Here is a 12,736-nt window from a genome sequence, read left to right on the forward strand (position 1 = left end):
TTCTTAGATAAAGCCGCCGCCGAGTGCCAGGCGGATCACCGCGATGACAAAGACGATCAGGCAAAAATTGTGCCCGCCATTGGTACTGGAAAGTGCTCCAATCCCAGCACCAATCACCGCGATAGGAAGCACAAACCAATTGCCCCAGCCGAGAAAAGGAATGCTCGATGGGATGGCCAGTGCGAGAGCAAAAACGCCGATCAGGATCGAAAGAATATTCAGCGTGTGTTCTATATAGATAATACACCTCAAAACGCAAGCTTGTATGGCGGTCATCTTCCCTTAACTTAGCTTCGCAGATAGGGAGGTGGAGGTGATTGAGATGATCGATACCAATGATATCTCCCGGCGCAATTTGCTTCGCGGAACTGCTTTATTGGCAGCAGGTGGAGCCTTTTCCGGGCTGCCTTTCGGGAAGAGCGTATTTGCGCAGACTCCACAAAAATGGGCGCATGTCGAAGCGCTGATTGCGCGATATGTCTCGTCCGGCAAGGTCGCCAATATCGTCGCGGCTTTGGGGCGAGAGCAGCAGGCAACCCAATTTTATGCGCAAGGAACGGACAGTTTGCGTGGGGTACGGCCATCCGATCAAAATAGTATCTATCGCATTTATTCGATGACCAAACCTGTCACCGGCATGGCGGCGATGATTTTGGTGGATGAAGGGCTGATGGGATTGGATCAGCCGATTTCCGACTTCCTGCCTAAATTCAGGAAGATGCAGGTGCAGAAGGTCTATGATGGCCCGATCACGCCGGATAATCTGGAACCGGCGATCCGACCTGTCACCATTCGCCATTTGCTCACACATACTGCGGGGCTTGGCTATTCCATCGTGCAGCAGGGGCCGATTTCCAAAGCCTATACGCAAAATGGCTTGATTCCGGGGCAAGTGACCAAGCTTGATCTCAGCCAGATATTCGGGGGCAAGCCCGTGACGAGCCTCAGCGCATTTGCCGACAGGCTGGCGGAAATGCCGCTGGTCTATCAGCCCGGCACGCGCTGGAGCTATTCTGTCGGGCTGGATCTGATGGGGCGGATTATTGAGATTGTATCGGGCCAGCCCTTTGAAGAATTTCTTCAGCAGCGCATTTTTGATCCCTGCTCCATGGCCGATTCAGGCTTTATCGTTCCGCAGGAAAAGCTCACCCGCCTGACGACCAATTACCTTGTGATGGACGGGGTGTTGCTGCCCATCGATGGTCCTTCCAATTCAGTCTATGCCGAAAAGCCTGCCTTTCCCTTCGGTGGGGCCGGGATGGTCAGCACGCCGCGTGATTATGACCGGTTCCTGCAGATGCTTGGTGGGGAAGGGGTGATTGATGGCCGCAGAGTCATGACGCGCTCTGCCGTCCAGCTTGGCACATCCGATCTCTTTCCCGATACGCTGAGCCCCAGTGATCCCTTTGCCCAGAATTATGGCTTTGGAGCTGGCGGGCGGGTTGGCAAAGGTTCTCAGGCGGGCGTGTTCGGCTGGACTGGTGCTGCTGGAACCATAGGATTCGTGGACATGAAACGCGGTTTGCGCCACAGCCTTTACACCCAATATATGCCCTCTTTCGCATACCCTCTCACAGAGGAATTTTCGCAGGCCGTCACTACGGACCTTGCCGTTTAACAGGATAATTTATGACATCGTTGCTTGCCGGGCCGCAATTCACAGGTTCTCCGATTGACCGCGCTGACCATGTTCGATCTGACCCTGCGCGTCTGGCGGAAGTGATGGTTCCATCAGCGCGGCTGCTCAAGCTGGATGGGCTGGCTCCGGTGATGGATGAACATAATAGTCTGATCTGGGGCGCCTTGTCGGAAGCGCCGGGTGATGCGGAACTGGTATTTCTGGGGTTGCGGGATGGCGTTGCCCATGTGGCAATGGTGCCGGACAAGGGCAGTATAGACCCTGCCTATGCGCATCGGCATAGCTGGGCTGCCATGACCCTCCTTCAGCCGGACGATCTGGCGATCTATGGCACGGCGCGCAGTCTGGTGGACTGGCATGCAAGGCATCGCTTTTGTGCGGTTTGTGGCAGCCATTCACGCCCGGCCAAGGGTGGCTGGCAGCGTGATTGTGTGAATGAGGAATGCGGCGCATCGCATTTCCCACGCACCGATCCGGTGGCGATTATGCTGGTTGAACATGACGGCCGCCTGCTGCTGGGGCGCGGGCTAAACTTCCCTGAACGGCGTTATTCCGCGCTTGCTGGTTTTGTGGAGCCGGGTGAATCTATTGAGGAATGCGTTGCACGTGAAGTGCTGGAGGAATCGGGTATAGTCGTGGGTGATGTGCGCTATATTGCCAGCCAGCCCTGGCCGTTCCCGTCCCAATTGATGCTTGGCTGCCATGGAATCGCGCAGAACTCAGACATTACCCGTGATGAGACCGAGCTGGCTGATGTGCGCTGGTTTACGCATGATGAAGTCCGCGCTGCGATGGCAGGTGATGGTGAAGATGCACCATTCCTTGCTCCACCCCCTCAGGCGATTGCGAATTTCATGCTGCGTTGGTGGCTGGAGAGGGGCTGAGGACACGGTCCTTTGCCGTTAGACCAGCCCTAAGCGGTGGAGTTCGTTCAGCATTTTGCCCGGTAGTGCCTCTGCATTGGTGGCACCATCAGGAAGATCGGGCGGGGCGTTATCATCGTTAAGATAGCGCCAGCCCTGATGGGCGCGCTTGGGTTTGCCTTCCACCGGGATCAACTTCGGGCTGAGCCGCACCCACCAACGCCCATCTTCACTGCGTTGTTCGAAACCCAGAATGGGAGAACGTGCCACCAGCGTATGATCAAGAATCCAGTAGAGCGATCCATCCAGCATCTCTTCATGCCGTTTGGGCAGGTAGCGCGTGACGATACGGGTTTCACCGCCGCCCCATTCCTCTGCCCGTGTTTCCAGCCGCTCCCGCAATTGGTCAAGATGGGCAATTCCAAAGGCGATCTTGGTCATGTGCAAGGGCATGGGAAGCTAGATAAGCGCTATCGCCCCTTGCTCAAGAGCGGTTCAGCTATAGGGGAGCAGAATCTCCGGCAGGCTGCGCGGTTTCTGATTGTTATCCAGCGCGAAGGTGACATCGGCGCGGGCAGGCATTTCCTCCAGCATGAACCGTGTCAGCCGTTCATAATGACTGATAAAGCGCGCCAGTGCGGTTTCATCCAGCAGGGCGGTGCCACCGGGATTGCGCGCGGCGAGCTTTTCTTCCTGCAATTGCCGATAGGCGCGGACCTGTGCAAAATCGCTGACTTTGAGCATCACCAAAAGATCGATCATGCGGAACAATTTGGCATAATTCTGCGCCAGTTCGCGGTTGATGTGCCGCCGCCAGATAGCGTCCTGATCTTCCTGTGCTTCCAGCCGGTTGATGGGTTCTGCCAGGCGATCTTCCGGCATCGGCTTTGCACCAACGCACCAGCCTTCAAACAACACCACATCGACCGGCCCGGCAAAGGGGACACCCGCATCGGCCCGATCATCCACGCTTTTGTCAAACCTTGGGAGATTGACCGATTTGCCTGCCAGCAGATCTTTCAAGAGCTTCATGCCCAGTGCAACATCATGTGTGCCCGGCACCCCGCGCGTGCGGAAAAGTGGATGGATCGTGCGAGCTTTGTCCTCCCGCTCTTCGCGCGTAGCGTAAAGATCGTCGAGTGAGAGGATGACTGTTTTAAGGCCGTGGCGTTCTTCCAGAAGGTAGCGCAAAAACAGGCAGGCGGTGCTTTTGCCAGACCCTTGCGCGCCGTTGATGCCGACCAGCAAAGGTGATTGCGTTCCGGCTCTGTCCGCGATCATCCGGGCGAGTGGACGCCAGAAATTATCGACGATCTCAGCATAGTCGGCGGGCAGGTGCTCTGCTTCGATGAGCTTTGCGATGGCCTGTTCGATCCCCGGCTTCATGCTACCTGATCCGGCAAATGCTGGCCCTTGGTCCAGGCGTGGATATTGGCGATGACCTTGCGCCCCATGGCTTCACGCGCTTCATGTGTCGCACTGCCAAGATGCGGCAGAAGCACGACATTTTCGAGACCAAGGAGCGCTTCCGGGATCTGCGGTTCTTCCGGATATACGTCCAGCCCTGCGCCGCTCAGGTGGCCATTGCGCAAGGCTTCAGCCAGCGCATCATGGTCCACCACTTCGCCGCGCGCCGTATTCACCAGATAGGCCCCTTTGCGCATGGACTGAATCGCGGCAGCATCGATCATATGGCGGGTTTCTGCGCCGCCCGGTACATGGAGCGACACCACATGCGCGGCGCGCAGCAATTTATGGAAATCAGAATAATAATGCGCATCAAGGTCACAGGCAGTCTTATGGGAGACTGGATGGCGACCATAATAGGCGATCTTCATGCCGAAGGCGCGGGCGCGGCAGGCGGTTGCCTGCCCAATGCGGCCAAAGCCAACCAGACCCAGCACCTTGCCATGCAATGATGTGCCAAGCATGTGGGTGGGACGCCAGCCAGTCCATTGGCCGCTGCGCAATTCGCGTTCCCCTTCGCCGCCCCGGCGAACTGCCATCAGCAGTAAAGCCATCGTCAGATCAGCGGTGGAATCGGTCAGCACACCGGGTGTATTGGTGACAGCAATCCCGCGTTCGTGTGCGGCATCAAGGGCAATATGATCGAAGCCAACACCGTAATTGGCGATCAGCTTTACCCGATCACCAGCCTTGATAACATCGGCATCAATCCGATCAGACACGGTGGGGGCGAGCACATCATATTCGCCCATCGCGGCCGCCAGAGTCTGCTGATCAAGTGGTGTATCGCTGGCATTGAAAGTGACATCGTAAACCTTCGCCAGTTCCTGCTCAACCGCTTCGGGCCAGCGGCGGGTTACAAGGATACGGGGTTTTACCAAGTCGCTCTCCATGACGTTTCAAACGAGTGTGTGGATGCTATGGCCGGGCAGAGTCAATCGCTGGTGTTGATTGCCGGGGTAAATCCAAAGCGCTTGAACAGTGACTGGCCGCGTTCGGAAGCCAGATAATCAAGGAAACCTTCGGCATCCGGATTGTTCGATGTCGCAAGGATAGCTGCGGGATAGATAATGGCGGGGTGGCTGTTATCGGGGAAGGTGGCGAGTATCCGCACCTTATCGCTTGCCGCCGCATCGGTGGCATAGACTATGCCAAGCGGAGCCTGCCCGCGTTCCACCAATGCCAGGGCTGCACGGACATTTTCGGCACTGGCTACTTTGCCTTGTACTTTGTCCCACAGGCCGAGGCTTTCCAGAGCAGCCTTGCCATATTTGCCCGCCGGAACCGCATCAGGGTCTGCCATGGCGAGGCGTCCATCACCCAGTGCCGCAAGCAACTGATCGCTCTTTTCCAGCATGTTAGCATCCGCATCACCGGAGCCTGCCGGGCCAATCAGAACAAGTGAATTGCCGAGCAGGGTGCGGCGGGTTTCCGGCTTGATATGGCCAGATTTGGCGACCTCATCCATCCAGTCCTGATCGGCGGAAACAAACAGATCACCCGGTGCGCCGCTGTCAATCTGACGGGCAAGGGCAGAGCTTCCGGCAAAAGAGAGGATGGGGTGAGGGTGGCCATATTCGGCCCAATCATCGGCTGCCGCCTCCATGCTTTCCTGCAGGCTGGCGGCGGCGAGGACCACCGGGCCTTTCGCCACCTCCTGCCTCTCCACGTTTCCGCTGCACGCTGCCAGCAGGGCACAAAGCCCTGCCAGCAATGCGATAAACGGTGTTTTAGAGCCCTGCTTGGCAGAGATATTTGACATTCAGATATTCCTCCAGCCCATGGTGCGAGCCTTCACGGCCAAGGCCTGACATTTTAACCCCACCAAAAGGGGCGTGTGGCGTGGAAATCAGACCGGTATTGATGCCGACCATGCCGCTTTCCAGCCCCATGCTTGCCCTTTCGATAGTCTTCGGGTCCGAAGAACACAAATAGGCAGCAAGGCCAAAGGGTGTATCATTGGCCAGGCGCAGAGCCTCTTCGAAGCTTGAGAAGGTGATCACCCCAGCCAGCGGGCCGAATGTCTCTTCCTTGGTGAGCTGGGCATCCTGTGGCACATCGCCCAATAGTGTTGGTTCGAACAATAAGCCACCCGGCTCACCGCCACCTGCCAGACATTGTGCCCCGACCTTCAATGCAGAGTCGCGATGTTCCTGCACTTTTTCAAAGCCCTTCTGGTCGATCAGCGGGCCGACATCGGAGTTCTCATCAAAACCATCGCCTGCCTTCATAGCTTTAACCTTTTGGGCAAAGGCGGAGAGGAAGCGATCCTTGATGCCATCCTGCACATAGATGCGGTTTGCGGCCACGCAGGTCTGCCCGCTGTTGCGGAATTTGGCGACCATGGCCGTATTAATCGCGGCATCCAGATCGGCATCGTCAAAGATCAGGAGCGGGGCATTACCGCCCAGTTCCATCGAGATCTTCTTCATCGTGGCGGCGCAATCCTGATAGAGCTTTACGCCCACTTCGGTTGAGCCGGTGAAGGTCAGTTTGCGAACCCTGGAAGATGATGTCAGCACTTCTCCCAGCACCGACGCCTTGCCGGTAATGCAGTTGAACACGCCTTTGGGAACGCCTGCTTCTTCACCCAACTTGGCAAAGGCGAGTGCCGTCAGCGGGGTCTGGCTGGCAGGTTTGGCAATCATCGTGCAACCCGCTGCGAGCGCTGGCCCGACTTTGCGGGTCAGCATGGCTAGCGGGAAGTTCCAGGGTGTGATCGCGGCGCAAACCCCTACCGGCTGGCGATCTGCCTGCATCCGGCGGCCCGGCTCATTGGCGGGAATGATTTCCCCCATCCGGCGGGTGGCTTCATCTGCGTAGAATTCGATGAAGCCATTGGCGTAGGCGACTTCGCCTTGTGCTTCCTTGAAAGTCTTGCCATTTTCCAACGTCATCAGACGGGCCAGATCATCGGTATTGTCTGCGATCAGTTCAAACCATTGGCGCAGAATTTTGCCGCGTTCAGCGGCGGTTTTTCCGGCCCATGCCGGAAAAGCATCATGCGCGGCATCAATCGCGCGGGTAGCATCTTCCTTGCTGAGCGATGGGACAGTGGCAAAGCTCTTTTGGGTGAAAGGATCATCGACTTCGATCGGTTCGGCGGACCCGGTGACCCATTCCCCACCCATCAGTGCTTTTTCAATGAGCAGGTCTGGGTTGGAGAGTTTTACGCGGGGGTCTGACATGGAGGTCTCCTTTATTTATCACTTGCAAGACCAATGCATGAGCCGCCGAAATGTGGCCGAAATTCCCGCTGTCAGGCAGCGCGAAGCTGCTTGAAGCCGCCGAAGATCGAGGCAACAAGCGCAGCTGCGGCAATTCCTCCGATGAGATTGCAGGTGAGTTCCGCCGCATAGACTGCTTCTGGCCCCCAATAAGGGCGCATGACGGCGGCAAAGGGCACCATGATGAGCAATACGCGGGCGAGCGAGAGCAGCAATGTGGTGCTTGCCCGGTCAATCGCGTTCAACGCGCCATTGCATGTGATGAGCAGGCCATAACCACCATATCCCCAGACGGAGATTTTGAGATAATTCATCGTGGCGGCCATGGTCGCCGGATCATCGCTGAAGAGGCTGGCGAGCCAGCCCCTTCCGAAATAGAGCGTGGCCCCGGCAATCAGGCCGTAGGCAAGGCAAAACCCCCCAGCGCCCAGCATGGCGGTGCGGGCACGATCAAACCGGCGCGCACCCCAATTCTGGCCAACGATGCCGCCGATGGAGCTCGACAGCGCGAGCAGCGGCACCACGGCAAAGGTCTGCAAACGCCCGCCTGCACCAAAGCCTGCCACCTGTGCCTGGCCTTCCATGGCCAGAAAGGCGGTCAGGATGGAAAGGCCCACCGGGTTGATCGAATTGGAAAAGGCGGCGGGCGCGGCAACGCGGGCGATGGCGAGCGTGCCTTCTTTCCAATGGTTGCGGGTGAGAGTGGAGGGGGCAAAGTGGATGTCGCTGGTCTGAAGCATGACAAAGCCAACGCCAAGGCCCGTCAGCCAGCCGAGATTGGTAGCGTAGGCAGCGCCAGCTATACCGAAGCCCTGCCAGCCAAAGGCGCCGTCAATCAGAATGGGGTCAAAGATGCAATTGGTGATGGCATAGGTCATCAAAATGGCCGTGCTGCGGTTCGCAGCGCCTTGCGCGCGCAGCACACCGTTCAGGCCATTCATCATCAAGAGGAGCGGAAAGCCAAAAGCAAATGGCGTCATGTAGTCGTCAATCAGCGGGAGCAGCGCTTCATCGGCCTGCATCAGCCGGAACAGTGCATGACGCAAAGCGTAGAGCGCCAACCCCAGTGTCAGCCCTAGAATGATTGCCAGCACGATACCGAGATTGGCCCGCCTTTCGGCCTGTTCATGGGCGCCGGCTCCCAAGGCCCGCGATACCACCGAGGCGATGCCCACCATCACCCCTACGCCAAGGCTGGAAAGAGCCGTGATGACCGGGAAAATGAAGCTCACCGCAGCCAGTGCTTCGCCACCGATCTTGCCGATGAAGAAAGCATCGATCAGCCCAACCGAAACAATGGCGGCAATGCCGATTGTTGCAGGTGCTGTCTGAGTGACGAGGTGGCCGAGAATCGAACCGTGAGTGAGTTTCGCCTTGCGGGTTTCAGCCATGGCTCACTTAATGGGGATCGACGGCACGGTTGCAAAGTGCAGACTGTATATTATCCGCAATGAAGATGCTGAAGCGGGATTCAGTAAAGGGGTGGGCTGGCACCCGAATATCTGCGCGACGGGGTGCCAGCCGGCGAAAGGGTGGCTTACGCCTCTTCTGCGATCCTCAGCACGGGCTTTACCACCGTACCATTTTCGCTGGATTCGATAGCTTCGTTGATTTCTTCAAACGGGAAGTAACCGATCAGCTTGTCGAATGGGAATTGGCCGTTCAGGTGATATTCGATGAGCTTGGGAAGGAAGTGTTTCAAATCACTGTCTCCACCCAGAATCCCCATTACGCGGCGGCCACCGCCCATGAATTCCGCTTCGTTGAATTTCAGCATATGCGAAGGGTCTGATGCGCCCACCATGCCGACAATCCCCATGGGGGCAAGCAGGCCGAACAGGTCTTCGATCACCTTGTTGATGCCGGTGGTGTCAAAGGCATAGCCCAGACCCTGCGGCACCAGTTCCTTGATCTGGCCCATTGCATCATCCTTGGCGTTAAAGGCATGGGTCGCACCCAGTTCCTTCGCCAGTTCAAGGCGGCTGTCATTCATATCCACCGCAATGATCGGATCAGCACCAGCAATTTTGGCCGCCATAATGGCTGCCATGCCCACGGTACCAACACCCACCACGGCGATAGGCAACCCTTTGCGCACTTTCATACTGTTGAGAACCGCACCGGCACCGGTCATCAATCCGCAGCCGATCGGGGCGAGGCGTTCAAGCGGGAGGTCCTTGGCGCTGTCTGGCACTTTTACCACATTGCGATCATGGGCGATGGCATGGGTGGCAAAGCTCGACTGGCCAAAGAAATTGGCATTCATCTTCTCGCCCTTCTGGAGCAGGGTTGCGCTGCCGTCAGGCCTTCCACCAGACCAGTTTTCGGGAAAGAAATTGTAGCAATAAGTAGGCGCATCAATGTCACAGCTTGGGCAGTGGCCGCAGCTGTTGAAACTCATCACCACCCGGTCACCCACTTTAGCGGATGTTACATCACTGCCCACTTCCTCCACAATGCCTGCACCTTCATGGCCAAGGACCACTGGCATCGGCACGGGCAATTGCTGATCGCGCACGGCCATGTCGGTATGGCAGACGCCGCAAGCGATGATCTTGACGCGCAACTCGTCGGGGCGAAGTTCTGCCAGTTCTACATCTTCGATGGCGAAGGGTTCAGAATTGCCGCGGCAAATAGCAGCGCGTGCATTGGTAGCCATTACGATCCTCCAATTATGTCTTCGGGCGATTGGGTAGCCGAGGCCACCGCTCGCCATGTATTATAACTTCCGATACTATCCTATCGCACCGGCGGGCGAACGCCACTGGAAATAATCAAACGCAGCACGGTTTTTTCACTTGGCGATGAGTCTGCATATGCCCCGCTATGAAACGAAGGTCCGGCATGAGAGCAGAGTGCTGGCGCTTGCCCGAACTTGGCGTTAGACAAGATTTCATGTCCAGCATGACAGTCAATGGCAGCCCGGTTCGCTTTGATCTGGACCCCGATACCCCGCTGTTGTGGGCCTTGCGCGATGCAGCCAATCTCACCGGCACGAAATATGGCTGTGGCGTGGGCGATTGCGGCGCCTGCATGGTGTTGATTGACGGGGAAGCCTTGCGCTCCTGTCTGGTTACTATCGGTGAAGCGGAGGGGCGGCTGATCACCACAATTGAAGGTCTGGCGCGCGATCGCTCGCATCCGGTACAGCAGGCTTTGGTGGCTGAGCAAGCGATTCAATGCGGCTTTTGCACACCTGGTATCGTGATGGCGGGCGCGGCCTTGATTGCCAAAAACCGTTCACCCAGCAAGGCAGAGATTATTGCCGCGATTCCCAACCTCTGCCGTTGCGGAGTCTATCCAAGAATCGTGCAAGCGATTGAACGTGCAGGCAGAGTGGCGGCAAGGCGTGAAACTATCAGTGCAGCACCTGCCCCCGGAATTGATGCAAGCGACGCTGCGCGGGCGGTGCCCGCCATGCGCGTTCCATCCAAAAAGCCTGCGCAGTGATCGGCCTTGCCCCGTCCAGTCTGCAAGCCTAGTGCGAATTTAGAGTATTCAGGAGATATGGCCTCAATGAAAGCAACGATCTGGCATAATCCCAATTGCAGCAAATCCCGCGCGGCTCTGGCCACACTGGAAAGCAATGAGGGCATTGATCTGGAAGTTGTCCAATATCTCAAAACCCCTCCGTCAAAAGAAAAGCTCGCGCAGCTCTATCGTGATGCGGGCATGTCACCTGCCGATGGTTTGCGCCTGAGCGGAACGGATGCGAAAGAGCGCGGCTTGGTGGAGGCTGATCCTGACACCGTGCTCGATGCGATGATCCAGAATCCCAAATTGATTGAACGGCCACTTGTGGAAACCGAAAAAGGGGTGCGACTTTGCCGCCCTTCAGACGTGATTCAGGATATTATTTAGATGGCATGACGCAGTTCTGCGGTTTTGCCGGAGGCTGTTCTTGCAAATAGGCGGCATTTTTGCGAACGCCGCTATCTTGTTTACCCGCCCCGCTGGAAGGGGTGCAATTTTAGGAACGTGTTTTGGTGGACGGAAGTGAGCTGGTCGGCCAGCGTAAGGGCGTTAAGCTAAAACAAAAAATTTCCCGCGCGTTAGGTCCAGCAGGGGTGTTTTTTAGAGGCTTTCTTGAGCATCCCGTGATGGTCGGGTCCATCATCCCCTCATCGCGATATACGATCCGCAAAATGCTGGATCGCGTGAAATGGGATGAATGCAAAGTCTTCGTCGAATATGGCCCCGGCGTTGGCACCTTTTGTCAGCCCGTTCTGGATCGTCTGCCCCGTGATGGCGAATTGATCGTCATCGACACCAACCCCCTCTTCATCGACTTCCTCAAGCGCACCATCACCGATAGCCGCTTCCGGCCGGTTCTGGGTTCTGCTGCCGATGTTGAAGAAATCGTCCAGGCATGTGGCCATGACCATGCCGATTACGTGCTGTCTGGCCTGCCATTCTCAACCCTGCCGGACGGGGTCGCCCCTGAAATTGCTGCTGCAACCTATCGTGTTATTCGTTCTGGTGGGGCGTTTCTGACCTATCAGTTCAGCACGGTTGCCCGCGATTACACTGAAAAGCATTTTGAACGGGTGGATAAGGGCTTTGAATGGCTCAACGTTCCACCCTGCGTTCTGGGATGGGGCTGGAAAGCCTGAGTTAAACCTCTCAGCATTCATAACAAAAGGCCCGCTGTCCAATCAGGAAAGCGGGCCTTTTGTTTGGGCTGAAGCAGGCTTGCTTATTTGAATGCCTCGCTGATCGCATCAGGGGAAGCACCTGCCAACTGGCGGTGAATAGCAGCCAGAATCGCCACGAAAACCACCGTTGCAATCGCGCCGACAAGGCCATTCACCAGGCCGTTGATGATTTGCATGGCAAGGGAGTTAGGCCCGATAGCAATGCCAAGCCCCTGCATGACCATGCCAATAATGATCGATATGATCAGATAGACAATTCCGATGAGCATGAAAAAACCGAAAATCCTGAGGCTGTTGCCTTTGGTCACGGTCCAGCTCCGTTTCAGGATGGTGATGGGATTGTAGGTCTTCTCAATCGCAACGATGGCCGGGGTGAGCGAGCATTTGATCATGGCATAAATTGCAAAGATCAGTGCTGCGAAAGTGGCAACAATAATCAGTGCGGCTACATTGGTCAGCGCAACGATCGTAAGAATGATCCCGATGATGAGGCCAAGGGCGATACAAAGCAGCACATAAGCGGCGAAATAAGGCAAGAAGCCTTTAAGGCCAATTTGCAAAGCTTCACTGACAGTGGGGCGGTTGGAATCCCTGAGCAGTGCGAGGATCGCAATAAAGCCGATGGACTGGATGAGCGTCATCAGCAGGAAGACCCACCAATAATTCGCATACATCTGGGTCACTTGCTCCAAAGCCGCTTCAGTGGAAGCCGGGTTATCCATAGCCATAGTGGCCTGCATGGGAGGAACCAGAAAAGACGCGGCGAGCGTGGGCAGGAAGGAAAATATCCCTGCTACAATCAGTAATACTTCGCGATTGGCATTCAGCATCGACATTGCGTCGCGCCAGGCCGTGCTCATATCGAATTTCACTTTTTCATTCCTC

Annotated in this window: 14 protein-coding genes; 5 read left to right on the top strand and 9 right to left on the bottom strand. The window is 56.6% G+C overall.

Going from position 1 to position 12,736, the window contains the following annotated elements; translation table 11 throughout:
* Positions 1-3: 3 nt before the first annotated feature.
* Entirely contained in the window at positions 4-276 is a 273-nt protein-coding gene (locus GRI39_RS00515) for a hypothetical protein (RefSeq protein WP_160737763.1), read from the bottom strand.
* A 46-nt stretch (positions 277-322) separates the two neighbouring features.
* On the opposite strand from GRI39_RS00515, the gene GRI39_RS00520 reads away from it, so the two are divergent.
* Together GRI39_RS00520 and nudC are read left to right on the top strand one after the other, a co-directional pair.
* Positions 323-1,618: a serine hydrolase domain-containing protein gene (locus tag GRI39_RS00520; protein WP_160738542.1), complete on the top strand. Its 1,296-nt coding sequence runs from the start codon at positions 323-325 to the stop codon at positions 1,616-1,618.
* A gap of 11 nt (positions 1,619-1,629) precedes the next feature.
* Positions 1,630-2,523, top strand: coding sequence for an NAD(+) diphosphatase (nudC, locus tag GRI39_RS00525; RefSeq protein ID WP_160737764.1), 894 nt, complete (start codon positions 1,630-1,632; stop codon positions 2,521-2,523).
* 18 nt (positions 2,524-2,541) lie between these two features.
* On the opposite strand, the gene GRI39_RS00530 is transcribed toward nudC, so the two are convergent.
* From GRI39_RS00530 to GRI39_RS00560, 7 genes are all read right to left on the bottom strand, one after another.
* Positions 2,542-2,955, bottom strand: a complete 414-nt coding sequence (locus GRI39_RS00530) for a DUF1489 family protein (RefSeq protein ID WP_160737765.1) — start codon at positions 2,953-2,955, stop codon at positions 2,542-2,544.
* A gap of 42 nt (positions 2,956-2,997) precedes the next feature.
* Entirely contained in the window at positions 2,998-3,888 is an 891-nt protein-coding gene (locus GRI39_RS00535; RefSeq protein ID WP_246204795.1) for a kinase, read from the bottom strand.
* Positions 3,885-4,862 carry a 2-hydroxyacid dehydrogenase gene (locus tag GRI39_RS00540; RefSeq protein WP_160737766.1) on the bottom strand — a complete coding sequence of 326 codons (978 nt, stop codon included), beginning with the start codon at positions 4,860-4,862 and terminating at the stop codon, positions 3,885-3,887. The genes GRI39_RS00535 and GRI39_RS00540 overlap by 4 nt, the downstream gene beginning before the upstream one ends.
* Positions 4,863-4,903: 41 nt before the next feature.
* Positions 4,904-5,731, bottom strand: a complete 828-nt coding sequence (gene modA, locus GRI39_RS00545; protein WP_160737767.1) for a molybdate ABC transporter substrate-binding protein — start codon at positions 5,729-5,731, stop codon at positions 4,904-4,906.
* Entirely contained in the window at positions 5,700-7,157 is a 1,458-nt protein-coding gene (locus tag GRI39_RS00550) for an NAD-dependent succinate-semialdehyde dehydrogenase (protein ID WP_160737768.1), read from the bottom strand. The genes modA and GRI39_RS00550 overlap by 32 nt, the downstream gene beginning before the upstream one ends.
* A gap of 71 nt (positions 7,158-7,228) precedes the next feature.
* Positions 7,229-8,587, bottom strand: coding sequence for an MATE family efflux transporter (locus GRI39_RS00555; protein ID WP_160737769.1), 1,359 nt, complete (start codon positions 8,585-8,587; stop codon positions 7,229-7,231).
* Positions 8,588-8,733: 146 nt separating this feature from the next.
* The gene (locus tag GRI39_RS00560) at positions 8,734-9,855 is read right to left on the bottom strand and encodes an NAD(P)-dependent alcohol dehydrogenase (RefSeq protein WP_160737770.1); all 1,122 of its coding nucleotides are present in this window, start codon (positions 9,853-9,855) and stop codon (positions 8,734-8,736) included.
* 236 nt (positions 9,856-10,091) lie between these two features.
* On the opposite strand from GRI39_RS00560, the gene GRI39_RS00565 reads away from it, so the two are divergent.
* The 3 genes from GRI39_RS00565 to GRI39_RS00575 all read left to right on the top strand — a co-directional run bounded on the left by GRI39_RS00565 (position 10,092) and on the right by GRI39_RS00575 (position 11,809).
* Entirely contained in the window at positions 10,092-10,646 is a 555-nt protein-coding gene (locus GRI39_RS00565) for a (2Fe-2S)-binding protein (protein ID WP_160737771.1), read from the top strand.
* 66 nt (positions 10,647-10,712) lie between these two features.
* Entirely contained in the window at positions 10,713-11,057 is a 345-nt protein-coding gene (locus GRI39_RS00570; protein ID WP_160737772.1) for an arsenate reductase family protein, read from the top strand.
* Positions 11,058-11,296: 239 nt separating this feature from the next.
* On the top strand, positions 11,297-11,809 hold the full coding sequence (locus GRI39_RS00575; RefSeq protein WP_246204796.1) for a class I SAM-dependent methyltransferase: 513 nt from the start codon (positions 11,297-11,299) through the stop codon (positions 11,807-11,809).
* Positions 11,810-11,892: 83 nt separating this feature from the next.
* On the opposite strand, the gene GRI39_RS00580 is transcribed toward GRI39_RS00575, so the two are convergent.
* On the bottom strand, positions 11,893-12,723 hold the full coding sequence (locus GRI39_RS00580) for a hypothetical protein (protein WP_160737774.1): 831 nt from the start codon (positions 12,721-12,723) through the stop codon (positions 11,893-11,895).
* Between the last annotated feature and the right edge of the window lie 13 nt (positions 12,724-12,736).

Origin of the sequence: Altericroceibacterium indicum (genome assembly GCF_009828105.1) — a bacterium.
GTDB lineage: Bacteria > Pseudomonadota > Alphaproteobacteria > Sphingomonadales > Sphingomonadaceae > Altericroceibacterium > Altericroceibacterium indicum.

What these genes read in the sequence shown, in the direction of transcription:
- GRI39_RS00530 (WP_160737765.1), bottom strand. Translation starts at nt 2,955, where the DNA reads ATGCCCTTGCACATGACCAAGATCGCCTTTGGAATTGCCCATCTTGAC.
- GRI39_RS00535 (WP_246204795.1), bottom strand. Translation starts at nt 3,888, where the DNA reads ATGAAGCCGGGGATCGAACAGGCCATCGCAAAGCTCATCGAAGCAGAG.
- nudC (WP_160737764.1), top strand. Translation starts at nt 1,630, where the DNA reads ATGACATCGTTGCTTGCCGGGCCGCAATTCACAGGTTCTCCGATTGAC.
- GRI39_RS00550 (WP_160737768.1), bottom strand. Translation starts at nt 7,157, where the DNA reads ATGTCAGACCCCCGCGTAAAACTCTCCAACCCAGACCTGCTCATTGAA.
- GRI39_RS00520 (WP_160738542.1), top strand. Translation starts at nt 323, where the DNA reads ATGATCGATACCAATGATATCTCCCGGCGCAATTTGCTTCGCGGAACT.
- GRI39_RS00540 (WP_160737766.1), bottom strand. Translation starts at nt 4,862, where the DNA reads ATGGAGAGCGACTTGGTAAAACCCCGTATCCTTGTAACCCGCCGCTGG.
- GRI39_RS00570 (WP_160737772.1), top strand. Translation starts at nt 10,713, where the DNA reads ATGAAAGCAACGATCTGGCATAATCCCAATTGCAGCAAATCCCGCGCG.
- GRI39_RS00515 (WP_160737763.1), bottom strand. Translation starts at nt 276, where the DNA reads ATGACCGCCATACAAGCTTGCGTTTTGAGGTGTATTATCTATATAGAA.
- GRI39_RS00560 (WP_160737770.1), bottom strand. Translation starts at nt 9,855, where the DNA reads ATGGCTACCAATGCACGCGCTGCTATTTGCCGCGGCAATTCTGAACCC.
- modA (WP_160737767.1), bottom strand. Translation starts at nt 5,731, where the DNA reads ATGTCAAATATCTCTGCCAAGCAGGGCTCTAAAACACCGTTTATCGCA.
- GRI39_RS00555 (WP_160737769.1), bottom strand. Translation starts at nt 8,587, where the DNA reads ATGGCTGAAACCCGCAAGGCGAAACTCACTCACGGTTCGATTCTCGGC.
- GRI39_RS00575 (WP_246204796.1), top strand. Translation starts at nt 11,297, where the DNA reads ATGGTCGGGTCCATCATCCCCTCATCGCGATATACGATCCGCAAAATG.
- GRI39_RS00565 (WP_160737771.1), top strand. Translation starts at nt 10,092, where the DNA reads ATGTCCAGCATGACAGTCAATGGCAGCCCGGTTCGCTTTGATCTGGAC.